The sequence below is a fragment of the Streptomyces sp. NPDC033174 genome (assembly GCF_055577795.1).
This window is the reverse complement of record NZ_JBVIPQ010000003.1, coordinates 677,285-701,980: the sequence shown is the minus strand read 5'-3', so window position 1 is coordinate 701,980 and position 24,696 is coordinate 677,285. Positions and strand designations below refer to the sequence as shown.

The window sequence follows — 24,696 nt, the reverse complement described above, 5'->3', positions numbered from 1 at the left end:
CTGACGATTTCTGTCCGATTGGGAAACATTGATGTTCGTTATCCGGCGGACTCTGGCGACTTGCGCAACTTGCCTCTCCGGTAGCCCAGTTGCGGCGCAGCGGCAGCAGCCGGGCCCGTGCCCGTGGCGACCGAGTCAGTCCCGATGAGCGCATCGACGGCGGCGTACTCGGGCAGCCCGGCCCTCGGCCCGCTCGGCCTCGGCCGTCCAGAAGCCGGGGTCGTCCGGCGGCGGAGATGAAGTAGCCGTGGGTCAGCAGGAACAGGACGCGCGGCGTCAGTTCCACGTCGGGTACGTGCGGCGGGCGGCGGGGCGGCGGGGTCGAGGAACTCCTGCCGATTCCTGCGGTTCACACGCTGGCCGACCGCGTTCGGGTCGCTGTGCGCGCGGGCGGACGAGGTCGGCAGCGTGGGTGACGGGGCCGTTTCCCCGGCCCCATACCGGTCGGCGCCCCGATCCGGCGCACGGCGCGGTCGCGGCCGTGGAGGACGTCAGGGGACGGTGTGCAGATGGTGCCGGCCTTCGTGGTGGAGGTGGAGGGCCACGACAAGCCCCGCCCACTTGGCCCGGGCTGTCCGACGACCGAGTGGAGGAGATGCTCACGCGCTCGCCGGCCCCCCGCCTCGTGAATCGACGTCGGACCGGCAGGAAACTGGGATGCGCTGCCGCGGCGCACGTCCGGATGCCCGGGACGCGCTGCGGCAGCGGATGTTTCCGGACTGGCGTCCCCGTCGCTTCAGCCCACGGACGGAAGTTGGCCCTCGCCGGCATCCCGGGAGGCGGAACGCAGCGCGAGGACGGCCCAGACGACCGTCGCCGTAAGGACCGCAGCCACCATGGCGACCGTGACCGGCGCCTCCGGCCTCCACCCCAGCGAGAGCCGTACGCCAAGGGCGGTGAGGAGAGCGGCGATCCGGCCAGGGGCGAACACCGCAACCCTCGCCGCGGCAGCGCGCAACACGGATGCCGCCGCCACACCAGTCGCGGTCCAGGCAGCCAGATAGGGCCAGACGTTTCCGGGAGCGGCAGGGGGCAGCCCGTACTCCTCGGGGGTGATACGGAACAGGGCGGTCGCCCACCCGAGGCCGACGCCCAGGAGGGTGACGCCGGCCACCCACAGCACATGGCGCCACCAGGGGCCGGGCCGCACCTCGCCGTCGTACTCTTCGTAGTTTCCGGGGTTGGAGGGATCCAAGTTCTCGATCATGCCCATGAAGACGCCACCGGACGGCCTCCCGTTGCCCGGGAAACGGCCAGTCGTGGTCCGGACAGCGACGCCGACAACGGCCGGAAACCACGGCCTGCTCCTGGCCAGCGGCGCTCATTGGACATTCCGCTGATGGAACTCGGCGTCCCTGGTTGGGAAAGCACATTGCGTATAGCGGGCGTTGACGGATTGGATTGCCAAGATCAAGACGGTGGGGTCGCTCCCCGGCATTGAGAAGGGGCGACACCGGCTTCCGCATCCCGGCGGTGGCCTCTGCGCCGGATATGGAGAACGGAGCCCCAGTCGCAGTCGCCGTCGCCGTCGCCGAGTTGGCCGCAGCCCCGCCCCCGGCCACGGCGAAACACGCGGCGCGCGGCTTCCGCTTCAGAGACTGGTACAGAAGGAAGCGAATGACATCCATGCTCGACGGCTGCACGCCCTGGCCCGAGGTGTTCGTCGACCGCTACTGGGCGGTCGGGCACTGGCGTGGCAATACGCTGGACAACCTGCTGCGCGGTTGGGCCCTGCAGTACGGACCGCGGACCGCACTCGTGCACGGCGGCACCCGCATCACCTACGCGAACCTGAACCGGCGCGTGGACCGCATGGCCGCCGGATTCCGGCTGCGCGGCCTTCGGCTCGGGCAACGGGTCGTCGTCCAGCTACCGAACGTTCCCGAGTTCGTCACAACGGTGTTCGCGCTGATGCGCGCCGGCGCGGTCCCCGTTCTCTGCCCGCTCTCGTACCGCGCGTCCGAGGTGTCCTACCTCGTGCGGGTCACTCAGGCCGTCGGCTACGTCGGTCCTTCGACGCACGAGGGCTTCGACCTCACGGCGATGACCGCGGACATCGCGGCCCGATGGCCCTTCCTGCGGCGGGTGTTCACACTTGAGGCGCCGGGCGCCTCATCCCCGTACGGCGGCCTGACGACCGACCCGTCGGGCTGCCAGTACTCCCCGCTGGGCTCCATCGACGCCGCGCCCGAGCCGGCGCTTGCGCAAAGCGCCGACCAGGTGGCGTTCCTCCTTCCCTCCGGCGACACCCCCGCGGCGCCCAAGCTCATTCCGCGCACCCACAACGACTACGCCTATCAGGCACGGGCTGCCGCCGAGCTGGTGTCGCTCACCGAGAACGACGTGTATCTCGCCGCGCTACCACCCGAGTTCAACTTCACCTTCGGCTGCCCCGGCATCGTCGGCACCCTCTCCGTCGGCGGCACCGTCGTCCTGGTCGACGACCCGGGGCCCGCCGAATGCCTTCAGGTCATCGAACGTGAGCGGGTCACCATCACGTCGGCGGTGCCCGCCGTCGCCCAGCTGTGGCTCGGCGTACTTCCCACGACCCAGGTGGACTTGAGCAGTCTGCGGCTGACGCAGATCGCCGGCGCGCCCTTGGACCGGACGACCGCCGAACGAGTAGGTCCCGAACTGGGCTGTCGCCTGCAGCAGGTCTTCGACATGCCCGAGGGGCTGCTCACTCTCACCCGGCCCACCGATCCGGACGAGACCGTGCTCACCACGCAGGGCCGTCCGCTCTCGCCCGACGATGAGATCCGCATTGTCGACGACGACGGCAAGGACGTACCCGACGGGGAGACCGGCGAACTCCTCGCCCGCGGTCCATATACCCTGCGAGGCTATTACCGGGCCCCCGAACTCAACGCACGCTCCTTCACCACTGACGGCTACTTCCGCACCGGCAAACTCGCGCGGCGCACCCCGGACGGCAACCTGGTGGTGACCGGCCGCGGTCGGCTCGGGGACGTCCCGCTTGCAGGCTGACCGGGCTTTGATCCGGTCCGACGACATGGCCGTATTTACGCGTTGCGCCATGGACCAGCGGTTACCGCCGGCGGGGGTAGGTGATGGTGACGCGCCTGTTCTTCTCCCGGCCGGCCTCGGTCTTGTTGTCGGCGATGGGGTTGGCTTCTCCGAAGCCCTGCACTGTGTACGTCGTGGCGGCGCCGAGTTCTGCGCGGAGTGCGTCGCGCACGGTTTCGGCGCGCTGGCGGGAGAGGGTCAGACCGTGGGCGGCCGAGCCGAGGTTGTCGGTGTAGCCGGCGATGGCGGCGCTGGGGACGTGCTGGCCGCGCATCTCGCGGGCGATGTCGCGGATGCGTGCTCGGGCCGCCGGGGTGAGCTGGGCGCTGTCTTTCCCGAACAGGATTTTGGCGCCGAGAGTGACTTTGACGTGATCGGCGGTGTCTTCTCGGCGGTCGGAATCGGTGCCCGAGACGGTGGCGATGGGGGCGGTGACGATGCGCAGGTCTTCGATGACGGGAGGGGCCAGTGTGGCGCCCGGCTGGAGAAGGCTGACATCGGGCGCGGCGGTTTCGTCGGCGTGAGCGAGGCTGGAGCCGGCGGTGAGCGTGAGCAGCAGGGCGGCGCTGAGGAGGGCGGTTCGGCGGGTCATGGTCAGCCTCCGAGCCGGAAGGTGGCGACGGGGAAGGTGGGGAGTTGGAAGCCGAGTTCGGTGGACTCCTTGGGTGGGGCGGGGAACTGGGCAGTGAAGGAGATGGTCTTGCCTGCTTCGACCTTGTAGATGTTGGTGGTGCACAGGCAGAGACCGGCGGTGTCGCGCAGAACGTAGTAGCGCTTCATGCTCGCCTCGTCGACGAGTGTGGCGCCGGCGACCGAGTCGGGGCTCTTGCGCATCTCGAAGACGTCGCCGTGCCAATAGGAGACGCCGAAGAAGTCCTTGCTGCCGTCGTTGGTGACGGTGCCGCGTACGGTCACCCACTTGCCCTGCTGGCTGCGCTGGGCGGCGGTGACGCGCAGGGTCAGGTCGTCCGCCCCTTTGACGGTTGCCAGGGGCTGGCCTCCGGCCCGCGCTTGGTCGACGCTGCCGTCGGAAGAGACCTGGTTCGGGGCGGTGCTCTCGGATGGGGCGCCCTTCCCGGTGGACTTGTCGGTGCCTTCAGCCGTGCAGGCGGAGGCGCCTATGAGGGTGAGGACGGCGGCTGCGGCGGCCAGCAGGGCTCGGCGGGGCGTAGTGCTGTTCATCGGCTTCCTTGAGGTGCAGTCGGATGGGTCAACGGTCGTGGGTCGCAGAGTGATTGGCCTCGCCGTCACGGCTCTTGCCGTTATTGCTGACGAAGCGGCCCGGGTTGGCGGCGCGCACGGCGGTGCCGTCCCAGAGGTCCAGGGGTGTCGCGCGGGCGACCAGTCGGTTGTGGTGGGTGGTGACGTGCTGTCCAGTGTTGGCCGAGACAGTGATACGTCAGCTTCCTGGGAGTGATGTGCCGGTGGAGAGATCCCAGACGGCGAAGAACTCTCCTGAAGTGGCGGCCTCGCGCGGGCAGTTGAGGGAACCGTGGCGCCGGACCTTCTGCCTGCGGGGCGGCCAGGCCTGCGGCTGGGCTGGGCTGGGTCGGGTGAGGGGTGCCATCCCGACGTCGTCGCTGATGCCACGGGACGTCGGCTGCCGCGTGGTCGGCGGGGCCCCTCCCTCGCCGTCGGCGTCAACGCTTCTCTCGCGCCAACGCTCGGCACACGCCTCGGACATGGACGACCCCCCGGTCCTGAAAATGTTCGGCCAGTTGTCCGGCCGACCTCCCATTGCAGCAAACATAGAACGTTTGCATAGCGAAAGTCCAGCGGTTTGCCGAGCCATCGTAGCCCTGTCCGATCCCGGCGCGATCACCTGCGCGGCAGTTGTTGTGCGTGGCCCCAGCTCCTTCGTCCTCGGCACGGGGTCATCCGGGGATGGTCTGGACAAGCGCGGGTGGACCTGTCCCGCCCGCTGCAACCGCGACCGGAGTAGCCACGACATGTTCTGACCATTTGACCTGGCGGGTTGCGCGTCCCGCACGCTGCTTCGTGCACGGGGCACACGACGGGCCCGCGGCGAACCGGATCACCAAGGCGACCCGACCCAGTCGCCGTTGAACCCCTGCAGCCCTGCTCGTCTCAGCGTCCTCCGGGCGTGGAATGGAAGACATTGGCCGGTGGGCTCGTAACGCGGGGGTTCCGCTGCGAGAACTGACCTCCGCGGCAGTCATGGTCGTCCTGCCGGTCCCAGGGCCGACAACACCTCATGTGGCTCCGGGTCCTGCGCGACGGGGTCCTGCGCGACGGCGAGCCCCGGGCACCGCTCCCCCACGGCCCCACTACCGACAGGTCCGCGATTCAGGACGGTCGGCCGCCGAACTGCCAGTTGTGGACCTCGACGTCCGCATACCCGTCCGGCGTCAGGACGGCACGTGCCGATTCCGGGTCAGGCGCGCGGATCAGCACCGCGGTACCCAGCCAGGTGGTGCCGTCGTCGGAAAGCAGCGGCCCGTACGCGATCAGCTCGTCCTGGTCGGGCGGCACGGCGAGGTCGACGGCCTGCCCCGTGCCCAGGCCGAGCACCAGGTACCGGTTGCCGCCGGTCCGGCCACCGGGGAAGTCCCACATGGTGCGCCCCAGCATGTTGCGCCATCGACGCAGCAGCACGTCCCGGTACACGCCGGCCTGGTATCCGGGCTCGTCAAAGACGAACGCGCGCGCGGCGGCGGCATCTGGCAGGTCGACGATGTGCACGCTGCCGGTGGGCGCGTCACCGTCGCTGGTGAGAGTCGGGCCGCGGGCAATCATTTCCTTCTCGTACCGGTCCATGTAGGACCAGTGCTCTTCCACCATGTCGCTGCGCAGCTCCATGGAGTCGGGCCGATCGCGGTGGTAGCAGAAGAACTCCATGCCACAGTATGGACGATCACCATTCGAGCAACCATCCAATAGTGCAGGGCTACTTCTCGCCCGGATGAGCAGATGGCCGCATGACCAGATGACCGGATGAGCAGGACTGCGCGGTCCACCGGCGCTGCTTGGACGCCGACGGATCGGTTGCGCCTTCGCTTCCCCCGGCGGCAGACAGGCGCTCCGGTCCGCCTCGAGTCCGGAGCCCTTCAGTGTCACCGACAGGCCACTCCGGATCGCCTCGCGCGCATCGTGCGCGGGTCGCGCGCAGCGCGGCCGGCATGACGGCAGCGCGTAACCAGTGATGCCACGCACCTCGCCATCGCGTGCCTTCAGGTGGTCTTCGCGCAGGCGCTCAGGTCTGCCCCCGCAGCCCAGGCCGTGACTTCCGCCGCCACCCGAGCGGGCGGGCACCAGGCCGTCCGTCCGGCCCCGCAGGAACGCTGCGCCGTCCGCCGCGTGCCGGGCGGCCGTTGCCGGGTCATCCTGGTGGCATGGGTCGCGTTCCCGGGGTGCGGTTGCCGGCCGCCTACGCGGCGGCGGCCCGAGGGTCGGTGCGGGTCACGCTGGCCGGCAGTGCCGGGTTCTACCTGCTCCTGTACGGCTTCGGCTCGGCCGTCGCCGCGACCTACGCGCTGTTCGCCGCGGTGGCACTGGCGGGCCTGTCACACATCCCCGGCACCGGCCGGCAGCGCGCCGCGGTGCTGCTGCGGCTGATGCCCGCCTGCTGGGTGCTCATCACGATCGGCACCTACCTGTCCGTACGGACCTGGAGCGCGACCGTGGGGATGCTGGTGATCGGATTCGCACTGGCCTTCGTCGCCGTGGGCGGGCCGCGCCCGGCCGGGGCCGCGCCGGGGCTGCAGCTGATGTACATCCTGCCGTCCTTCCCGCCCTACGAGCCCGGTTCACTGGGCGAACGGCTGGCGGGCGCGACGTTGGGCGTCGCGCTCCTCGTACTCGCGGAGATGTTCCTGCTGCCCGATCCGCCGACCGTCCCGTACCGGGAGCTGGCCGCGCGGGCCGGCGACATCGCGGGCAGTTGCGCCGGCGAGCTGGCCGGGGCGCCGTACGCGCTGTCCGAGGAGGCGCTGCGGGCGGCGCGGGATGCTGGTACCGGGCTGCGGTCCTCCCAGGTGGCCGCGGCCGAGCGACCGGCCGGGCCGAGCGTACGGGACCGGTCCCTCGCCCACACCGGCCTGGCGACCCGCACCCTGCTGGCGAGGCTGGCGCTGCTGCCGCCGGTCCTCGTGCGCTCGCGGCCGCGCGGGACAGCGCTGGACGTTCTGTGCGCGGTGCGGGAGGTGGCGGAGGAGACGGCCGCTCGTCTGCGCGGCCGGGCGGCGGCCGGTGACGCGCACGCCCGGCTGATCGGGGCCCGCAAAGCCCTGGCGGCCGGCCCGGCCGAGGACGCCTCCCCGGCGGTACTCCGCCGGGACGCGGCGTTGCTGGAAGTGGCGGACGCCGCGCTGGCGATGTCGACGGCGGCAGTGATCGCCGTGCGGGGCCGGGCAGGAGCTGCGCGGGCGGCGCCGGGACCGTTCTGGTACGCGAGGATGCGTGCGCCGCGGTTGTGGTGGTGGCGGCTGTCGGGGCATGCCGGTCAACGGTCGGTGTTCTTCCAGAACGCGGTGCGGATCGGTCTGGCGCTGGCGGCGGCCCGGGCGATCGCCGGGGCGGAGACGCTGCCGCACGGGTTCTGGGTCCTGCTGGCGACCTTGACCCTGACCCGGACGACCGCGCGGGAGACCCGGTCGACCGTGCGGGTGGCGCTGACCGGGACCCTGGTCGGTGCCTTGCTCACGGCCGGGCTGCTGGCCCTGGTGGGGACGGACATCGCGGTGTACGCGGCGGCGTTGCCGCCGCTCATGCTGGTCACGTTCACGCTGGGGCCGGTCAAGGGAGTGGGATGGGCCCAGGCGATGTTCACGGTGGTGATCGCCCTGGTGTTCGCACAGCTGGCGCCCGCGACGTGGCAGCTCGCGGAGTTCCGTCTGCTGGACGTGCTGACCGGCAGCGCGGTCGGCGCCCTTTTCGGGCTGCTCGCCTGGCCGCGGGGCGCGCAGGACGAGCTGCGGCGGTCGGTGGCGGTACTGATGCGGGGCGCGGCGGAGACCGTGGTGGCGACGACGGCCCAGGTCTCCGCCGGCGGGGTGCGGGAGCCGTCGCTCACCGCGCCGGGGCACCGGTCGCTGAAGCACGCGTTGATCCTGGCGGAGTCGGCTTACGCGCAGTACCAGAGCGAGCCGAAGGGGCTGGCGGTGGCGCCCGGCAGGCAGGACTGGCAGGCGACGCTGATCGCCGGCCATCACACGCTGTGGGGGGCGGGCCGGTTGCTCGTACCTACCGAACAGCTCGTCGCACCGCCCCTGGGGCAGGAGCCGGCGGCGGCGTTGACTCTGCTCGGAGACCGGGTGGCCGGGAGGATGCTGCTGGTCTCGGCGTTCCTGGACCCGCGCGGCGACACCCTGCAGGCGCCGGTGCTGCGGTGGGATCCGACCTTCGACGGTTTCGCGACGGAGCCGCCGGGCGCGCCGCGGCTGTACTACGCGGCCGTGTCGTGGCTGAACTCGCTGATGAGCGACCTGGAGCGGATCACCGGCACATCCGGGAAGCGATAGGTCTGGCACGGATAGGTACGGGAACGGATAAGCAGGAGCGGGTGGTACGTTTGCCCGCCCCCGCCCCATCCGTACGGCAATCGAATGACGGTGCGCTCGGCGATTCCGGCGTCATGCGCCACGACCCGACTGCCACGGGCGAGGATCCGACCGCCCCCGGCCTCGACGGCCGGACCGGCCAGCTTGTTGTAAGCAGCCAGCTTCTCAGGGTCTGAAATGGTGCGGTAGGCGCTGACCCAGTAGCCCTTGGGCATGGAACCTCCAGTGTTGGGATGAGTGCATCTGACTTACGGGTTGGTCTCGGACGAGCGTCGGCGGGCGAGAGCGAGGCTTGTCAGCGTCGTGATCGCCATGGCGCCGATGCCGACCAGCGCCGCGGTGGTGTAGGCGCTGTCGTCGGGGAAGAGGTGGCCGGGGCCGGTGCCCGCGGCGAGGATCAGGCCGCCGATGGCGCTGCCCAGGGAGTACCCGACGCTGCGGACGACGTAGTTGAAGCTCATGGCGCTCGACGTCTCGCTCTTGGGGGTGACGGCCAGGATGACGCCGGGCATCGCGGCCGAGAAGCCGCCGACGCCGAAGCCGAGCACGCCCATCGCCGCGAACAGTTCGGCCAGGTCCGACCGGGCCGCCGCGAACAGGGCGAACCCGCCGCCGACAACGACGGCGCTGCCGGCCAGGAGCAGGGGGTCGGCGATCCGCGTCCGGACCCGCGGCGTGAGCTTGCCGGCGACGAACCCCAGCACCGAGAGCGGGATGAGGACCAGCCCGGCGACGAAGGTCGTCAGCCCGAAGCCGTAGCCGGCGCCGTGCGGCGTCTGCGCGTACCGGGTGATGAGCGTGAGCAGGAGGTACATGCCGATCCCGCCGACGAACATGGCGAGGTTCGCCCCGGCGACCGCCGGGTGCCGCACCGCCCGCACATCGACCAGGGGCGTCGTGCTGCGCAGCTCGATGACGGCCCAGACGCAGAGCAGCACCACCGCGACGACGGCGAGGCCCGTCGCCACGGCGAGGTGCCGGCTCCACAGATTCCGTTCGCCGGCGAGGAACAGCACCAGGAGCAGCGCAGCGGCCAGGACGACCGCGCCTGCCACGTCCACGTGGGCGGAGCGGCCTTCGGGGGCTTCGGGAATGGAGCGCCACGCGGTCAGGAGGGCGGCGGCGGTGACGACCAGGCCGAGGCCGTAGGCGGCCCGTACCCCGCCGAGCTCGGCGAGCAGTGCGGCCAGCGGGTAGCCGACGCCGGACCCGATGATCGAGACCACCGAGATCAGGGCGATCACGGCCGCGCTGCGCTCCTCGGGGAGGTGGTCCCGGGCCACGCCCATCATCAGCGCCGTCAGCCCGAGCCCGACGCCCTGGGCCGCCCTGCCGGCCAGCAGCCACGCGAACGGCAGCGGCAGCACGGTGAGCGCGCTGCCGGCGACGACGACCGCCAGCGTGGCGAGGATCGTGGCCCGCCGGTGCCGGCCGGCTCCGAGCCGGCCCAGGACCGGCGTGGCGACGGCGCCGCTGAGCAGCGCGAGGGTCAGCGTCCACTGCGCGCTGCCGAGCGAGACGTGGAACGAGGTCGCCACGCTGGTGATGAGCGGCGTCCCGAGGCTGGCGACCGCCGCCACGACCAGAGCGATGAACATCAGGGCGGGGACCAGCAGCCGCGCCTCGGAACGCGCCACCGGGAACGCCTTCACCACGACCCCGCCGACCGGCTGTCCGGTCACTGCTTCGACCTTTCGCGGTCCTGGCTTTCGAGCTCTGCCAGATGCTTCAGCGCCGGAAGGGCCGCCACCAGCGCCTCGACCTCGTCGCCGGTGAGCTCGCCGATCAACCGCTCGAACGCGTGGACGCCCGCCTGGCGCCGCGTCCGGACATAGGAGGCGCCGGCCTCGGTCAGGCACACCAGCGTGACCCGCTTGTCGGACGCGTCGCCCCGCCGCTCGACCAGGCCGGACTCCTCCATCACCCGGACCAGGGCGGTCATCGCGGGCTGGGTGACGCCCTCGACCGCGGCCAGATCGGTGATGCGCCGCGGGCCGGTCCGGTCCAGGGTGGCCAGGGTGGCGGCGGACGTCAGGCTCATGTCCCGGGGCAGGCGTCTCGCGGCCCTGGTGGCCAGGCCGTAGAGGGCTGCCCCGATGGCGGCGGACGCGCCAGGAGCGGTGTCTTGACGACTCATGCCCGAAGCATAGCATTTTTATATTCATAGCTTATGGAAATGGTCGACTGGCGCGGGTGGCACACCCCTTGAGCAGGCCGGCCCGCCGGATCCGGGTCAGTGCCAGGCCCAGCAGCCGGTCGGCGCGGTCGCCCTCGGCGAGCCGGTCGCGGAAGTCGGACAGCACGCTGTTATGGAAGCCGGGGTCTTCCAGTTCCAGGCCGAGGGCGTACGTGAAGTCGATGCGGCAGCGCACCGCCTCGGCGGCCTGGCGGTCCGACAGGTTCAGCGCGTACTGCAGCACGCAGACGGTGGCCAGCTGCGCGGGCGAGAGCCCGGGGCGGCCGTCGCGCGGGCACCAGGCGGTGAAGTCCTCGTCGCTGAACAGGCCGTCGAGGCGGTCGCGGATCCACATCGCAGTGGTGCCGTTGGGGTTGCCGGCCCGGGCGAGGGATACCCGCGCTGTTCTGCCAGCGGCAGAACACCGGCCGGACCGGGCTCGACGATCACTACAGTCCAGTCTCATGACGACGATTACGACGCGTACGGTCGAGTATCCGGCCGACGGTTTGACGATGATCGGGCACCTCGCGCTCCCGGCCGGTGTCGACCGCCGGCCCGCGGTGCTGCTCGGACCAGAGGGCATGGGGCTCAGCGACGTCGAGCGCCGCCGGGCCGATGCGCTCGCCGAGCTGGGATATATAGCGCTGGCCTTCGACCTCCACGGCGGGCGCTATTTGAGCGACCCCGAGGAGATGCTGGCCCGTTGCCTGCCGCTGCTCGCCGACCCCGAGCGGATGCGAGGCATCGGCCATGCGGCGCTCGATGTGTTGTGCACCGAACCGCGGACCGACCCCGACCGGATCGCCGCCGTCGGCTACGGCACCGGGGGCGCCATCGGGCTGGAACTCGGGCGCGACGGCGTCAACCTGCGCGCGATCGGGACAGTCAACGCACTGACCACGGGCCGACCGGGCGAGACGGCGCGCATCCGCTGCCCGGTGTGGGCCGGGGTCGGGTCGGAAGACCCGATCATGCCGCCCGCGCAACGGAACGCGTTCACCGCCGAGATGCAGGCCGCGGGCGTCGACTGGCGCCTCGCGGTCTACGGCGGCGCCTTGCACGCCTTCCACCACCCGACGGTCGACCACCCCGTGGTCCCCGGCGTCGGCTACCACCCACGGCACGCGCAGCGAGCCTGGCGCGACGTCGTCGACCTGCTCGCCGAGTGCCTGCCCGTGACAGAGGATCTGGGGCATGACCCAGGTAAGCATGCTGGCCCCGGGCACTGACAGTCCACTCCCCTCAAGTCAGCACAGCAGAAACGCATTCGGGCGGTTACTCGATCGCGGAGACGTTCACAGGTGAATCCGAGCGGATCAGTGCTTCAAGATCATCCCGTTGCCCCTTTGGCGCGTATCTCGGTCACACCCCGAAAGGGGCCGCCGATCGGTCAGGAATCGAGAAGCGCGGGTCAGGGGGCCGCACCTAGCCTGACCGTCATGGACATCACCATTCACACGAGCTTCCTCCCGCACGACGACCCGGACGCGTCCCTGGCCTTCTACCGCGACACCCTCGGCTTCGAGGTCCGCAGCGACGTCGGACAGGGCAAGATGCGCTGGATCACGGTCGGCCCCGTCGGCCAGCCCGACACGTCCATCCTTCTGGCGCCGCCGGCCGCCGATCCCGGGGTCACCGAGGACGAGCGCCGCACCATCGTCGAGATGATGGCCAAGGGCACCTATGGATGGATCCTGCTGGCCACCCGGGATCTCGACGGTACGTTCGAGAAGGTGCAGGCCAGCAATGCCGAGGTCGTCCAGGAGCCGACCGAGCAGCCGTACGGCATCCGCGACTGCGCCTTCCGCGATCCCGCGGGCAACATGGTCCGCATCCAGGAGCTTCGCTGATTCGCTGAGCCGTCAGGTCATCCATTCGGCCGTGATGGCCGGCGTCACGACGACCCGAAAAGAAACGGCGGCCGGCGTTTCCCAGCCGCTGCCCTCGACCACCGCCTCGGCGGCCGGCCCCTCGCACAGGTGCGCGCGATGTCGGCCGCCGAGGCCGAGGCGCGCACGCCGACCAGTCGTGCCGGGCGCCCGAATGGGGCGCGCCAAGGCCGCCCCGGGGGCCCGCAAGGCCGCCGTCCACATCCTCTTCCCGAGCCCACCACCGGCCTCCGTCCCGCCGCCGTCGGAGAGGTGCTCGTCGGAGAGTTGCTCGATCTGCTCAGCCTGCTTGACCGGCTCGTCGACTCCGGCGGGCCGGTCACCGCCAGAGCCCCCCACCCACCCACCGCCCGGCTCGGCATGTGGCCAGGTGCTCGCGGACCTCGATGACAAGGAGTTCTCCCATGTGTCACCCCTCCTGGGGGCGCGCACGCGCCGCGTCGCAGCGCCTGAGTGACCTCGCGCGACTGACGGACCTCTCGCGACTGCGCCGCGTCCGCGACCGGATCGACCGGGAGTACGCGCGGCCGCTGGACGTCGAGGCTCTCGCCCGCGGCGTGAGCATGTCCGCCGGGCACCTCAGCCGCCAGTTCCGGCTGGCCTACGGCGAATCGCCGTACGCGTACCTGATGACGCGTCGCATCGAGCGCGCGACGGCGCTGCTGCGCCGTGGCGACCTCAGCGTCACCGAGGTCTGCTTCGCGGTCGGCTGCTCATCGCTGGGCACCTTCAGCACCCGCTTCACCGAGCTGGTCGGCATGCCACCCAGCGCCTACCGGCGCCACGCGACGGGCGCGGCCGAGGGGATGCCTCCGTGCCTGGCGAAACAAGCGACAAGACGGGTCAGGAATCGAGAAGCGCCGGTCGTCGAGCCGCAACTAGCGTGATGGCCATGGCATCCATCGAATCCATCACCCTCGACGTGGCCGACCCCACGGCCGCCCACCGCTTCTACACCACCACCTTCGGTTTGGACTCGCAGATACGCCTGCGGGCCTCGGAGGCCCCCACAGTCGGCTTCCGCGGGTTCACGCTGTCGCTCACGGTGTCCCAGCCGGCCACCGTCAACAGCCTCATCGGCGCCGCCCTCGAGGCCGGCGCCATGCCGCTGAAGCCTGCCGCGAAGTCGCTCTGGGGCTACGGCGGTGTCGTACGAGCCCCCGACGGCACAATCTGGAAGGTGGCGACCTCGGCGAAGAAGGACACCGGCCCCGCCACCCGGCAGATCGACGAGATCGTGCTCCTGCTGGGAGTCGCGGACGTGACCGCGAGCAAGCGGTTCTACGTCGACCAGGGCCTTGCCGTAACGAAGAGCTTCGGCCGCATGTACGTCGAGTTCGCTGCGGGATCGAGTCCCGTCAAGCTGGCGCTGTACAGGCGCCGCGCCCTTGCCAAGGACGTCGGCGTCTCTCCCGACGGCACCGGCTCGCACCGGCTCGCGATCGGTGGCGCTGCCGGGCCTTTCACCGACCCGGACGGGTTCGCGTGGGAGGCCGCATCACCGGCCCCCGCCCTCTGATGTGCCCCCGCCCCCGGCGGTGGCCGAGGCCCCGAGGCCTTCGAGCAGTTGCTTACCCTGCTGGGCGTCTCACCGCGGGAGCGCGGCGCCGAAGCCGGGCAGGCCGGCGTCCGGTGAACGGACCGCAAGCGTCTACGGCACTCCGGAAGTACGCATCCAGGCCTGAACGGACTCGCCGCCGCCTGGGCCAGGGAGGGAGAGAGGGCGGCGGCCGGGCTCGGTACGACCGACCCACGACTGTCTGCCCGCACCACCTATGAACGGTGCCGGTTCCGGAACGGGATGAACCCTGTCTTCTCTCCTGGGAGTTGGGGCGTCCGGCCGGCAGACCGGGCAGAGGCGGCACGGAATCGTCCAGGTGTCGGCGTACGGACCAAGTGCCCAGTCGATACGCACCCATGAACGCGCGCATTCCGCTGGTGTCCCACCCGCTTGCCCGAATGACAGCCTTGATGTCATCATGACACTGTGAGTGTCGATGGAGATGCCGACAACAAGGTGCCGGTGGAGCGCCTGCTCTACGCGGTGATCCGACGCCTTTGGCCGCTGCATCGCACGGTGGTGCGCGCGGTGGAGCGAGAGCTGACGGATACAGGGATGACCGCTGGTCAGCACGCCGTACTGGACGAGTTGCTGGGCGGCGGCCCACGGACCGTGCCTCAGCTGGCCCGTGCTCTGGGGCTTGACCGACAGCCCGTCCAACGGCTGGTGAACGACGCGGCAGCTCTCGGACTGACGGAGAGCGCCCCGAACCCGGAACACCGACGTTCGCGTCTGATCCGCCTCACCTCCAAGGGCGCCGCTGTCATCCGCGACATCCAGGACTCAGAGGAGGCCGAAATGCGGCAGCGGCTCTCCGACCTCTCCCATGAGGACGTGGTCACCGCGCTGCGCGTACTCGACCGCCTCGGCGAGGAGTTCCAGTACTTCGCCCAGCAGGATCCGGCTTCCCCCAGGCAGCAAGGAGATCAAGCGCGATGAGGCATGCACCCACCAAGCGCACCGAGACCGGTACCGTCCCGGTCGTGGACGGCGAACTGTTCTACGAGTCGAGGGGCGAGGGGCCGACCGTCGTACTCCTCCACGGCGGCATGCTTGACCTGAGCATGTGGGACGAGCAGTTCCACTGGCTCGCGGACCTGGGACACCGAGTCATTCGCTATGACGCCCGCGGCCATGGGCGCTCTTCCACCGTCAGCGCCGACTACGCCCCCCACGACGACCTGCGGGACCTGCTCACCTGCCTCGAGGCCCCCAGCGCGACGCTTGTGGGGCTCTCCCTCGGAGCTCGCACCGCCATCGATACCGCGCTCGCTCATCCCCACTTCGTGTCGGCCCTCGCCCTCGCCTCACCGGGAATCAGCGGCCGGTCGTTCACCGACCCCTTCGTCCTCCACCACACACAAGCGCAGTTGGCGGCGGTCGGCGCCCCCGACGGCGTCAACCGCTTCGTGGAACACTTCCTGCGCATGTGGGTGGACGGACCTCACCGCGACCCGGGTGACACGCCTGCGGCGTTGCGCGAGCGTATGAGGGGCTCGGCGTCGCGCAACGTAGCCCGTCACGCCGCGGGCCTCGGCGCCGGAATGCCACAAGAAGTGGGAGCAGCCGACCGCCTCGGTGAGCTCGACATGCCCGTTCTCGTCCTCGACGGAGAGCTCGACAGCAGCGACATCACGTCCAACGCCCGGCAGATCGAGCACGCCACCCGGGGCGCCCGCCGCGTCCGCATCCCCTCTGCGGGACACATGGTCAACGTCGAGAACACCGACCTCGTCAACCACGAACTCAAGCGCTTCCTGCTCACCGCCTCCCCGGCATGAGCACACCCACCTGTACCCGCTTGAGCACATGGCCGGCGTGCTCGGTTCGGCACTCAGCAACGTTGGCTCAGGGGATCTCGGGCCGCCACGGGTGCGACAATCCGACTGTGTCTGAGGAGTCGTCGCGCTGGTATCGGGGCAAAGGTCGCCGACGACTTCGACGCCTACCTCGACAGCCTCGTCATCGATCCGGACGTGGCGGCGGACACCTGGGCCGATGTCGTCGACGGTGACTCCACCGACCCTTGGCGGCGGACGATCGAGGAGTGGCTGGACCAGGGACTGCCGGGCTGGCGTGCCGAGCCGTGGGCGATGGTCTGAGTCTCCATTCCGCTCAGTGGACGCAAGCGACGGCGGGGGCCAGGCGCGGGACGGGCTCTCCTGGACCGTCCACCGGCCGAACCGGCATGGAAGCTCTCAGGAACCGCCTTCCGGCAGGCGCCCCCATGCGGTGATCATCCCGGGCGACAGTTCGGCGCAGTCCGACGACTCCAGACAGCCGATCGCGTCCTCGACCGTCGCGTCGTCGACGAGGCCCGTGGCCGTCATCGCCTCCCGCGCGCGGTGCCACGTATCGGCCCAGAACCGGCTGATCGCGCTGCCGGGCAGCAGCGGAGGGACGTGCATCTCCGCGGCCACGGAGGTGAGCCCGGCCTCGCGCAGCAGACGGGGGTACTCCAGCACCCAGGTGATGTCCGTCCCGATGGTGTCCTTCAGCCCCTGCCACATCGCCCGCATCACCCGGGTGTACGAGGTGTCGGCCGCGTCGGCAGAGGTCAGGTCGACCGCGTCGCTGAGGACGAGTATTCCGCCGGGGGCCAGCAAGTGGCTGAGTGTCGCGATGAGTTCCCGCCGTGCGGGGAGATGCATCAAGACGAACCGTGCGTGGACCAGCTGAAATCGCCCGGGATCGAAGTCCGGGTCGGTGATGTCCGCCTCCATGACGGTGAGCCCCGGTGCGGGCCGGGCGGCGAGGAAGCGTACGTCACGGTCGACGGCGAGAACGGACGTGACGCGAACCTGATCCAGCAACCGGCGGGCCACCGTGCCCGTCCCGGCGCCCACGTCCAGGCAGTGCCATCCGGGACCGACCCCGAGTTCCCCGAACCGCGCGAAGGTGGTCTCGTCGTAGGCGAGGGCGCCGAGGTCGATCCGTTCGTCCTCTCCCGGCCGCTCCGGCGGGAACACCGCCTCGCCGTAGCGGCTGTCAACGGTTTCGCCACCGCCGGGGAGCGGAGGGTCGGGAAGTTCCACGGCAGGACCTCTTCGGGACGACAGGGACGGTCTGACGGCCGGCGCGGCCCATATCCAGCGATCCTGCACGGGCCACCGCCCACGCGGGTGAGGCACGCCGCGCGGCGTCCCGACGGATCACCCGTGGCCGAGCGCGTGGGCATGGTCGGGCGCTTGTCCGGCAGCTGATACCCCCAGGTGCCTCAGTGCCCGGCGTGAGAGGCGCGTCGGATCGTGGCGTCGATGAGGTTGACGGCTTCGGAAGCGGTACGGCCGGGGGCTCGATTCCAGGGGCCGATGAGGCCGTTCCATCCTTGGGTGCGCAGTTCGGTGAGGATCCAGGCGCCGGCCCGGTTCATGCAGTCGCTGCTGCCGTAGCCGAGGCGGTGCGCAGTGAGCATGGCGCCGCAGATACAGCGGGCGCCGCGTGCGTTGCGGAGCCTGTACGGCGTGTTCTGCCAGCCCCACTCGGCCAGCACCTGGCGGGCGTAGGCGAGGTGGATGGAGGGGCGCAGGTCGGTTTGGCCGATGCGGCGCCAGGCGTGGAGGCGGTCGGGGAGGATCGCGCCCAGCCGGCCCGGCAGGGGCCGCTCGTCGGGGGGCTGCGCCGGGAGGGTGTTGAGGGCGGTGGTGATGAGCTGGTCGACGGGGGCGGAGAGAAGGCTGCGCCAGTTCCCTGGTTCGTGACCACAGGTGGAGGCTTCAGTGGCTGGGGTCGCTTGGGTGGCTGGGCGGGCCGTCGGTTCCTGGGCGGTCGCTGACCAATTGGTGACGATCTGCTGCCAGGCTGCGGACTCGTAGAGGCGGCAGGCCTCGAGGTCGAGGGCGGCGGGGGTGAGGGGGGCGGGGGTGAGGGGGGCGGCGGTCGGCATCGGGGCTGGGGCTCCATGGCTGTCGGTCCTTGTGGTGAGGGTGATGTCGGCGGCACGCAGATGCCGCTTGAGGGGGCTGTGGCATTCGGGGGAGTTCGAGTTGAGGTGGCGACGGGGAGCCGTCCGCCGTGGAGACGTGCGGTCACCTTCCTCGAACCTTCAGAGAGCCGAGCAGCGTGCCAACCGGGGACATGTGCTACTCGCCCGGTTCGTGGCGGATACGCCGCACCGCGTCGCTGCGTGCACGATTGGTGAGGACCGACTTCGTCGCTGCCGATGGGGCTGGGTCAACCAGACGTACGAGAAGCCGACCGGACCGCCGTCGTACTTGTCAGGTGGTCTCGTGGCTCTGGCTCAGCTGGTCGGGAGCGGGGCGCGGGGAGGATTCCGATTCCTGTGTGGCTGCCCAGGAGCCGAGGAGGCGCAGTGCTTCTGCGGACGGTGAGCTGGGTTCGGCGGTGTAGATGGTGAGGGTGAGGCCGGGTTCGGCGGCCATCTCGAGTCCTTCGTAGGCGAGGGTGAGTTCGCCTACGACCGCGTGGTGGAACCGCTTGAAGCCGATCCCGTGGTGGCGGACGTTGTGGGCGCCCCACCGGGTACGGAAGGCATCGCTGCGGGTTGAGAGTTCGCCGACGAGGTCGTGGAGGTCCTTGTCGTGGGGGTCGCGGCCGGCTTCGGTGCGCAGGATGGCGACGGCGATGTCGGCGGCGAGGTCCCAGTCGGGGTAGAAGCGGCGGGAGTCGGGGCTGAGGAAGCTGAAACGGGCGAGGTTCTCCTGGTTGTGCGGGTCGGCGTAGACGTCGTGGTAGAAGGCGCGGGCCAGACGGTTGGCGGCCAGGAGATCCATGCGGCCGTTGCGGACGAAGGCCGGTCCTTCGGTGACCGCGTCGAGGGTCCACTGGAGGCTGGGGTGGGGCGTCCAGCGTTTGGGTGAGCGACGGCGGGGGCGGGCGAGCGCATCGCTGCCGTCCGCGGCCCGGGCCAGGTTGAACAGGTGCGCGCGCTCGGCCTCGTCGAGTTGGAGGGCCCGGGCGATGGCGTCCAGTACGCCGGCGGAGACGCCGGCGAGGGTTCCGCGTTCGACTTTGGAGTAGTACTCGACGCTGACGTCGGCGAGCGCCGCGACTTCGCTGCGGCGCAGTCCGGGCACGCGGCGCTTGGGACCGGTGGGCAGTCCGGCCTGTTCGGGGGTGATCTTGGCTCCCCGCGAGACGAGGAACTCGCGGACTTCCTGGCGATTGTCCACGTCTCGACCGTACGCCGGGTACGACGGGCTTGGGATGTACTGCTGGTACACCCCTCGAGAGGAACTCCCAGACCGCCGCGAAAGGCGGTTTTCTTGATTGCGGCGACTTCCCTGCTGTGCCGGGGCGCCGACGGGCGAAGGTCACCAGGCCCGTGTGCGGGCGGTGCCCGCCCGCGAGTGACAAGGCGGGCTACGCACCGCGTGGCGCCCCTGCGGCCGACCGCCGCGCGGCGACCGTGCCCGAGACGCCTTGGGCACCTGCGGGCGGCCCACCTCCTGAACCAGTGAGAAAGAGAGATCATCATGCGCGCTGCCGTGTTGCACGCCCCCGGCGACATCCGGGTGTCCGCGGCGTGCTCGGCGGCCCCGCTCCCGTGCGCCAGTACCTGCCGGAGCTGATCGACCTGATCTGGAACCGGAAAATCAACCCCGGCAAGGTCTTCGACCTGGAGCTCCCACTCGACCGGGCGGCCGAGGCGTACCAGGCCATGGACGAGCGCCGCGCCATCAAGGCCTCCTGCGCCCGTAACCGCTTCCGCTTGCTTCCGCCCGCTTCTGTGGCTGTGGCCCTGTCTCCGGGGCCGGGCGAGCGGAGCCTGGCCTCCATATGTCCGCGCCGCAGTGTCGCCGCAGGCGGCGGGGCCGGGCCCGCGGAGCCCAGCCCCACACGTCCGCGCCGCGGTGTCGCCGTAGGCCGCCCTTCCCCTGACTCCACCCGGCCCGATCCCGGCGCGACGACGCCATCCAGAACCCCCCGGAGGAACACCATGGAGTTCACCAAGCAGCAGTCCACCAGCAAGGCCCCGGCCGACTGGTTCACCGGCGACGTCTGGTGGGACGTCATCCACGCCGGCCAGAAGCCGTCGCGGATGCGCATCAACATGGTCCGTTTCGCCCCCGGCGCCCGCACCCACTGGCACGCCCACGCCCTCGGCCAGACCCTGCACGTGGTGTCCGGTATCGCCCTGATCGGGACGCGCGACGGCACGGTCTTCGAGGCCCACCCGGGCGAGACCGTCACCTGCCCGCCCGGCGAGGAGCACTGGCACGGAGCCTCCCCCGACCGCTTCATGGAACACCTCGCCATGTGGGAAGCCCTTGAGGACGGCCGCCCGGAGACCACATGGGCCGAGCCCGTCACGGACAGCCAGTACGGTGGCCCCCGCACCACCAACCGTCCTTGAGGCACGCCGGGCGACGGCTCCCCCAGCCTCGAGCGGCACGCCATGGCTACGCACCTGCGCTTGCGCCTGAGCCTGCGTCACTCACCGCGCGTACCCGGTCTGGTGTCGCCGTCCCGTCTCGCCGTCTCGTGTCGCTCTCTCGTGTCGCCGTCCCTTCGGCCGGTCACAAACGCGCCTCGCGGTGAGCCGGTTCTCCGTCGAGCACGGTGAGGAGTACCGGAAGGCCCGACAGGTCGGCGGCAGGGGTGATGAGGGGGCGGCGGTGAAGATCGTCAGGTCGGCGCGATGAACGCCGTGCCCTTGGTCAGGTCGACGCCGGAGCGGGGCGGCGCACCGTCGCTCTCGTCGTCCCGCAGCAGCAGCTCCACCCTCCGCTGCTCCACCTCTACCGACTTGTTTCCGTTCACGACCGCCGTGAATTCGTCGAAGGCCACGCTCGACAACGACCGCCCCGTGCGCCTGCGTACCCAAGGGATCAAGCCCAGCCCTGTGAACCATCGCCACGCGCTCTCCATCAGGGCGAACAAGACCAGACAGGACGCGAACGCCGGGAACGACATGAGCAAGAACGTCACAGGTGGTCCCTCATCGTCCTCAACGCGATTGACTGCCGGCAAACGGCGGAAGGGTCGGCGTCGCTCTCATCGGATGTGCGGAATGGGAGAACTCGGGACGCCAGCCATCGGCCCGCGCGTGGGCCGCTCGCACAGACAGTCCGGTACACAGCCCGGCAGCGCCGTATATCACCCGATGGGGCTTGCTCCCCGTCTCGCGGGCAATTGCGCTCTGCACAGAGCGGCAGGCCGCTGGATCCCCTCGACCGCCGTCGTGGACTCGTCTCATCTCGCTGATTGCCATGCGCTCACTGTTCTGGATCCGCAGCGCGCAGGGATCAGACTGGCGCATGATCCGCTTCCCCCATGCGGCGGAGGCGCCACCATGCCCCGGTGTGCCGTGACTGCCCTGGGACGGCAACCACCGAGGAGGGTGGCCCCTCACGACTGCGTGCCGCGCTCGTCCAGGACGTAACCGGATGGCGGCTTCGGATCAGGCGCCGATGGATGCGCGCCGGATCGCGTCGAGCGCGCGTGCCACGTCGTCGTCCGTCGTCGACCAGTTGCTCACCGAGATCCGCATGACGCGACGGCCGTGCCAGGTGGAGCCGCTGATCCACGTCGTGCCCTCGTCGAGCAGCCGGGCGAGTACCTGATCCGTGCGTTCGTCGCTCCCGAACTCGGCGCAGACTTGCGTGAATACCACTTCGTTGAGGACCGTCGCGCCGTCGATCTCGGCAATGCCGGCGGCGAACGCGGAGGCGTGCCCGCACAGCCGCTGGACGAGATCTGCCACGCCGGATCGGCCGAGGGACCGGAGCGCGGCCCACACGGTGAAGGCTCTGCCGCGCCGGGAGAGCTCGGGGACCGTGTCGATGGGGTCGCCGTGGTCGGCCTGGATGAGGTAGTCGCCTTGCACGCCCATCGCTGCGCGGACCGCGGACGGGTCGCGCACGATGGCGAGGCCGCAGTCGTAGGGGACGTTCAGGGTCTTGTGGGCATCCGACGCCCAGGAGTCGGCGTCCGCGCAGCCTGCCGTCAGGTGTGCGTACGTCGGAGAGGCGGCCGCCCACAGCCCGAAGGCGCCGTCGATGTGCACCCATGCACCTGCCTGGCGAGCGGCGCGGATCGTCTCGGCGAAGGGATCGAAGGCGCCGGAGTGGATCTCTCCGGCCTGGAGGATCACGATGGTGGGGCTCTGCCCGCCGGCCTCGAGGGCGTGGCGCAGGGCCTCGGGTTCGATGCGTCCCTGATCGTCCGCCTTCACCAGGTCCGGCGCGCCGAGCCCCAGGTAGCGCAAAGCCAGGTCAATGGCCATGTGGCGGCCCTCGCCGACGATGACGCGTACAGCCGGCCCGCCCACGAGCCCGCCCCGGGCGACGTCCCAGCCGGTTCGCGCCAGCACCGCGTCGCGCCCGGCGGCGAGACAGGTGAAGTTCGCCATCGTGGCACCGGTGGTGAAGCCGACGGCGCTGCCGGTCGGCAGGCCGAACATATCGAGCAACCACGCGCCGGCGATGTCTTCCACCGCCGAGTAGGCGGGCGAGACGGCGCGCATGACGCAGTTCTGGTCCCAGGCGCTGACCAGCCAGTCCGTGGCCAGCGCGGCCGGTTCGGTGCCACCGACCACGAATCCGTAGAAGCGACCACTGGGAAACGCGGTGAGCCCCGGCTCACAGGCCTTGGCCAGCAGGTCGACAACATCGGCGGGTGGGCTTGGTCCGTCGGGCAAGTCCACACCAAGCGCGCGCACGATCTCATCGACCGAAGCGCGGGCGGGAACCGGGCGGTCGGACAGGCTCGCCAGCCAGCGGACAGCATGACCGTACGCCTGCCGTAGCGCCGCCTCGCGCGCGTCCATACCTCGGACTATGAGTCAGTCACTGCCGCCGCGCAAGCCACGACTCACACGGTCGCTCCCCCCGCGCCGACCGTCGTGGGGCGGAAGCTGAGCACTGCGCTCGGTGCCTGGCTGCCACGACCAGCACTCGACCCCACGCGCGCCTGCAGGTGGAGCCACGCGTGACCTGTGACGGTCTCCCCGAACCCCGGGCCCCTGTGGCGAGCGGTACGCGCGGACGACGCCCCGTGTTCTCGCGGCGAGCCGAGAGCCCCAAGGGCTCGAGGCAGGGCGGGGCGGTGCGGCCGATCCCGGTGCGTTCAGAACTTTCCCGTCTGCTCTGCGGTGCGATGTCCGAGCTGTTCGCTGAATTGGGCGAAGAAGCTGTCGAGGAGCGGTGGCCACCCCCAGAAGTCGAACGCGAGCGACGCGAGCTCGAAGCCGGAGGGCCACTCCCATTCAGTGACAGGGACCATCGCGCCACAGGACGGGCACGCAGCGCTCCCCTCCCCCGTTTCCTTCCACCGTTCGATGCCGTCCTGGAAGGGTTGCCAGACCTGTTCGTCCGCCCCCCACGCCTCCGGGTAGTTGATGATCACGGTCTTGGCGCGGCAGCGTGGGCAGACGGCGCATTCCGGCTCGATCTCTCCCTGACCCTCAATGTGATCGTCCCGCCCGACTACGACGGCAACCGGGCCGGGTATCCAGTCCCAATCCCAGTCCTCCACGGCGCGCCGCCAGTTCGGGCCGGGGGCGTAACCCTTGTCGACGCTCAGGGAGTACATGGCGTCACCCGACATGTCGCGCGTGACCAGGCCTTCGGAAACCATCCAGTCGACCATCCGCTCCGCGAGCGCACCGGCATCTTCGGCACTCACCTCGAGGTCGACGATCCGCTCGAAGAAGTCACCCATGGTTCTTCACTCCCCGTGTCTCGTTCGGTTCCGCCCACCATGCCATCGACCTCTGACAACGGCGCGTGAAGAGGCTGCGCCGTGCCCCCTGTTCTTCTCCCTTGCTCTTCTCCCTTGCTCTTCTCCCTGATGCCCCGTCAGTTGCGTTGGCCGTGCGGGAAGTACGCGAGCCGGCCGCCCGTACGCGCTTGTCCGCCGTTCCCGTCCGGTATTACCGTGCCGTAGTGGATCTCTTCTCACGCTCTTGGACGGCCTTGCGCACGGCAGTCGCCGAAATCCCGGACGAGGACTTCGATCGGCCGTCCGGATGTACCGGCTGGCTCGTGCGGGACCTGGTGTGCCACCTGGTCATCGACGCCCAGGACGTCCTGATCACCCTCGTCACGCCTGCGGAAACCGAACCGACCGTGGACGCGATCGCCTACTGGGACCTCGTCGAACCCCCGACCGGCGAGGACCCGCTCGACGCGCTCATCCCCCGGCTGGCCGCCGCCTACGGCGAGCCCCGGTGGCTCAAGTTCCATTTCGACGACGTCGGTTCCGCCGCGGGCCGCGCCGCGGAACTCGCCGACCCCACCCTCCGCGTCAGCACTCGCGACGAGGTACTGACCGTCGGCGACTACCTTTCCGCGTACGTACTCGAGTGGACCTTGCACCACCTCGACCTGACCGCGCACCTGCCGTCGGCCGCCGAGCCGCCGGCCGAGACCCTCGCGGCGGCACGCGCGGCGCTGGAGAAGATCGCCGGGACCCCGTTTCCCGACTCGTTCTCGGACAAGGACACGCTGCTGATCGGCACCGGACGTCGCACGCCGACCGACGCGGAGAAGGCCGCGCTGGGCGACTTCGCGGCGAAGCTGCCGTTCGTCCTCGGCTGAGCCGCGCATTGTGCGAGAG

General features: G+C 70.5%; 26 protein-coding genes and 1 pseudogene. 12 read left to right on the top strand and 15 right to left on the bottom strand.

The genetic code is table 11. The features are described 5' to 3' along the window. Window positions 1-736 precede the first annotated feature (736 nt). Window positions 737-1,207 (bottom strand): hypothetical protein, encoded by a 471-nt coding sequence (locus ACZ5VC_RS13315; RefSeq protein WP_469120167.1) that lies wholly within the window; start codon window positions 1,205-1,207, stop codon window positions 737-739. A gap of 410 nt (window positions 1,208-1,617) precedes the next feature. Here ACZ5VC_RS13315 and ACZ5VC_RS13310 point away from each other — a divergent pair, with 410 nt between their 5' ends. After that, window positions 1,618-2,988, top strand: a complete 1,371-nt coding sequence (locus tag ACZ5VC_RS13310) for a (2,3-dihydroxybenzoyl)adenylate synthase (protein WP_469120166.1) — start codon at window positions 1,618-1,620, stop codon at window positions 2,986-2,988. Window positions 2,989-3,049: 61 nt separating this feature from the next. Here the strand turns inward: ACZ5VC_RS13310 and ACZ5VC_RS13305 are convergent, their stop codons facing one another. The 3 genes from ACZ5VC_RS13305 to ACZ5VC_RS13295 all read right to left on the bottom strand — a co-directional run bounded on the left by ACZ5VC_RS13305 (window position 3,050) and on the right by ACZ5VC_RS13295 (window position 5,886). Beyond that, window positions 3,050-3,619 (bottom strand): OmpA family protein, encoded by a 570-nt coding sequence (locus ACZ5VC_RS13305; protein WP_469120165.1) that lies wholly within the window; start codon window positions 3,617-3,619, stop codon window positions 3,050-3,052. Between the two features lie 2 nt (window positions 3,620-3,621). Then, complete coding sequence (locus tag ACZ5VC_RS13300) at window positions 3,622-4,209, bottom strand: hypothetical protein (RefSeq protein WP_469120164.1); 588 nt, start codon at window positions 4,207-4,209, stop codon at window positions 3,622-3,624. Between the two features lie 1,125 nt (window positions 4,210-5,334). Continuing rightward, complete coding sequence (locus ACZ5VC_RS13295; protein WP_469120163.1) at window positions 5,335-5,886, bottom strand: YciI family protein; 552 nt, start codon at window positions 5,884-5,886, stop codon at window positions 5,335-5,337. Between the two features lie 494 nt (window positions 5,887-6,380). Between ACZ5VC_RS13295 and ACZ5VC_RS13290 the strand changes: the two genes are divergently transcribed. Next, window positions 6,381-8,507 (top strand): FUSC family protein, encoded by a 2,127-nt coding sequence (locus ACZ5VC_RS13290; protein WP_469120162.1) that lies wholly within the window; start codon window positions 6,381-6,383, stop codon window positions 8,505-8,507. Here ACZ5VC_RS13290 and ACZ5VC_RS13285 read toward each other — a convergent pair. From ACZ5VC_RS13285 to ACZ5VC_RS13270, 4 genes are all read right to left on the bottom strand, one after another. Next, window positions 8,432-8,761, bottom strand: coding sequence for a DUF1330 domain-containing protein (locus tag ACZ5VC_RS13285; protein ID WP_469120161.1), 330 nt, complete (start codon window positions 8,759-8,761; stop codon window positions 8,432-8,434). The two genes, ACZ5VC_RS13290 and ACZ5VC_RS13285, sit on opposite strands and share 76 nt — an antisense overlap. A gap of 33 nt (window positions 8,762-8,794) precedes the next feature. Beyond that, window positions 8,795-10,228: an MFS transporter gene (locus ACZ5VC_RS13280; protein ID WP_469120160.1), complete on the bottom strand. Its 1,434-nt coding sequence runs from the start codon at window positions 10,226-10,228 to the stop codon at window positions 8,795-8,797. Next, complete coding sequence (locus ACZ5VC_RS13275; protein ID WP_469120229.1) at window positions 10,225-10,587, bottom strand: MarR family winged helix-turn-helix transcriptional regulator; 363 nt, start codon at window positions 10,585-10,587, stop codon at window positions 10,225-10,227. Before ACZ5VC_RS13275 ends, ACZ5VC_RS13280 begins: the two co-directional genes overlap by 4 nt. A 127-nt stretch (window positions 10,588-10,714) precedes the next feature. Beyond that, window positions 10,715-11,077 (bottom strand): transposase, encoded by a 363-nt coding sequence (locus ACZ5VC_RS13270; RefSeq protein WP_469120159.1) that lies wholly within the window; start codon window positions 11,075-11,077, stop codon window positions 10,715-10,717. Between the two features lie 109 nt (window positions 11,078-11,186). Between ACZ5VC_RS13270 and ACZ5VC_RS13265 the strand changes: the two genes are divergently transcribed. Together ACZ5VC_RS13265 and ACZ5VC_RS13260 are read left to right on the top strand one after the other, a co-directional pair. After that, complete coding sequence (locus tag ACZ5VC_RS13265) at window positions 11,187-11,954, top strand: dienelactone hydrolase family protein (RefSeq protein WP_469120158.1); 768 nt, start codon at window positions 11,187-11,189, stop codon at window positions 11,952-11,954. A gap of 210 nt (window positions 11,955-12,164) precedes the next feature. Next, window positions 12,165-12,575: a VOC family protein gene (locus tag ACZ5VC_RS13260; RefSeq protein WP_469120157.1), complete on the top strand. Its 411-nt coding sequence runs from the start codon at window positions 12,165-12,167 to the stop codon at window positions 12,573-12,575. Between the two features lie 12 nt (window positions 12,576-12,587). Here the strand turns inward: ACZ5VC_RS13260 and ACZ5VC_RS13255 are convergent, their stop codons facing one another. Further along, window positions 12,588-12,953 (bottom strand): hypothetical protein, encoded by a 366-nt coding sequence (locus tag ACZ5VC_RS13255; protein ID WP_469120156.1) that lies wholly within the window; start codon window positions 12,951-12,953, stop codon window positions 12,588-12,590. Window positions 12,954-13,018: 65 nt separating this feature from the next. On the opposite strand from ACZ5VC_RS13255, the gene ACZ5VC_RS13250 reads away from it, so the two are divergent. From ACZ5VC_RS13250 to ACZ5VC_RS13230, 5 genes are all read left to right on the top strand, one after another. After that, window positions 13,019-13,501 carry a helix-turn-helix transcriptional regulator gene (locus tag ACZ5VC_RS13250; protein WP_469120155.1) on the top strand — a complete coding sequence of 161 codons (483 nt, stop codon included), beginning with the start codon at window positions 13,019-13,021 and terminating at the stop codon, window positions 13,499-13,501. Window positions 13,502-13,506: 5 nt separating this feature from the next. Beyond that, complete coding sequence (locus ACZ5VC_RS13245) at window positions 13,507-14,133, top strand: glyoxalase (protein WP_469120154.1); 627 nt, start codon at window positions 13,507-13,509, stop codon at window positions 14,131-14,133. Between the two features lie 468 nt (window positions 14,134-14,601). Beyond that, entirely contained in the window at window positions 14,602-15,114 is a 513-nt protein-coding gene (locus ACZ5VC_RS13240) for a MarR family winged helix-turn-helix transcriptional regulator (RefSeq protein WP_469120153.1), read from the top strand. Continuing rightward, on the top strand, window positions 15,111-15,956 hold the full coding sequence (locus ACZ5VC_RS13235; protein WP_469120152.1) for an alpha/beta fold hydrolase: 846 nt from the start codon (window positions 15,111-15,113) through the stop codon (window positions 15,954-15,956). The genes ACZ5VC_RS13240 and ACZ5VC_RS13235 overlap by 4 nt, the downstream gene beginning before the upstream one ends. Before the next feature lie 195 nt (window positions 15,957-16,151). Further along, window positions 16,152-16,277 (top strand): hypothetical protein, encoded by a 126-nt coding sequence (locus ACZ5VC_RS13230; RefSeq protein WP_469120151.1) that lies wholly within the window; start codon window positions 16,152-16,154, stop codon window positions 16,275-16,277. A gap of 96 nt (window positions 16,278-16,373) precedes the next feature. Here ACZ5VC_RS13230 and ACZ5VC_RS13225 read toward each other — a convergent pair whose 3' ends face one another. The 3 genes from ACZ5VC_RS13225 to ACZ5VC_RS13215 form a co-directional block, all read right to left on the bottom strand. After that, window positions 16,374-17,210, bottom strand: coding sequence for a class I SAM-dependent methyltransferase (locus ACZ5VC_RS13225; RefSeq protein WP_469120150.1), 837 nt, complete (start codon window positions 17,208-17,210; stop codon window positions 16,374-16,376). A 182-nt stretch (window positions 17,211-17,392) separates the two neighbouring features. Then, the gene (locus ACZ5VC_RS13220) at window positions 17,393-18,061 is read right to left on the bottom strand and encodes a DUF6197 family protein (protein WP_469120149.1); all 669 of its coding nucleotides are present in this window, start codon (window positions 18,059-18,061) and stop codon (window positions 17,393-17,395) included. A gap of 331 nt (window positions 18,062-18,392) precedes the next feature. After that, window positions 18,393-19,307, bottom strand: a complete 915-nt coding sequence (locus tag ACZ5VC_RS13215) for a helix-turn-helix transcriptional regulator (RefSeq protein WP_469120148.1) — start codon at window positions 19,305-19,307, stop codon at window positions 18,393-18,395. Between the two features lie 353 nt (window positions 19,308-19,660). Here ACZ5VC_RS13215 and ACZ5VC_RS13210 point away from each other — a divergent pair. After that, a pseudogene (locus tag ACZ5VC_RS13210) lies at window positions 19,661-19,819 on the top strand (IMP dehydrogenase); the annotation flags it as partial. A gap of 255 nt (window positions 19,820-20,074) precedes the next feature. Further along, window positions 20,075-20,491, top strand: a complete 417-nt coding sequence (locus ACZ5VC_RS13205; protein ID WP_469120228.1) for a (R)-mandelonitrile lyase — start codon at window positions 20,075-20,077, stop codon at window positions 20,489-20,491. Window positions 20,492-20,763: 272 nt separating this feature from the next. Here the strand turns inward: ACZ5VC_RS13205 and ACZ5VC_RS13200 are convergent, their stop codons facing one another. The 3 genes from ACZ5VC_RS13200 to ACZ5VC_RS13190 form a co-directional block, all read right to left on the bottom strand. Next, a complete protein-coding gene (locus ACZ5VC_RS13200) occupies window positions 20,764-20,925 on the bottom strand; it encodes a DUF6191 domain-containing protein (RefSeq protein ID WP_469120147.1) in 162 nt (53 codons plus the stop codon). 613 nt (window positions 20,926-21,538) lie between these two features. Beyond that, window positions 21,539-22,906 (bottom strand): pyridoxal phosphate-dependent decarboxylase family protein, encoded by a 1,368-nt coding sequence (locus tag ACZ5VC_RS13195; protein ID WP_469120146.1) that lies wholly within the window; start codon window positions 22,904-22,906, stop codon window positions 21,539-21,541. 299 nt (window positions 22,907-23,205) lie between these two features. Further along, a complete protein-coding gene (locus tag ACZ5VC_RS13190) occupies window positions 23,206-23,799 on the bottom strand; it encodes a hypothetical protein (protein WP_469120145.1) in 594 nt (197 codons plus the stop codon). A 224-nt stretch (window positions 23,800-24,023) separates the two neighbouring features. Between ACZ5VC_RS13190 and ACZ5VC_RS13185 the strand changes: the two genes are divergently transcribed. Continuing rightward, entirely contained in the window at window positions 24,024-24,677 is a 654-nt protein-coding gene (locus ACZ5VC_RS13185; protein ID WP_469120144.1) for a maleylpyruvate isomerase N-terminal domain-containing protein, read from the top strand. The last annotated feature ends 19 nt before the right edge of the window (window positions 24,678-24,696 follow it).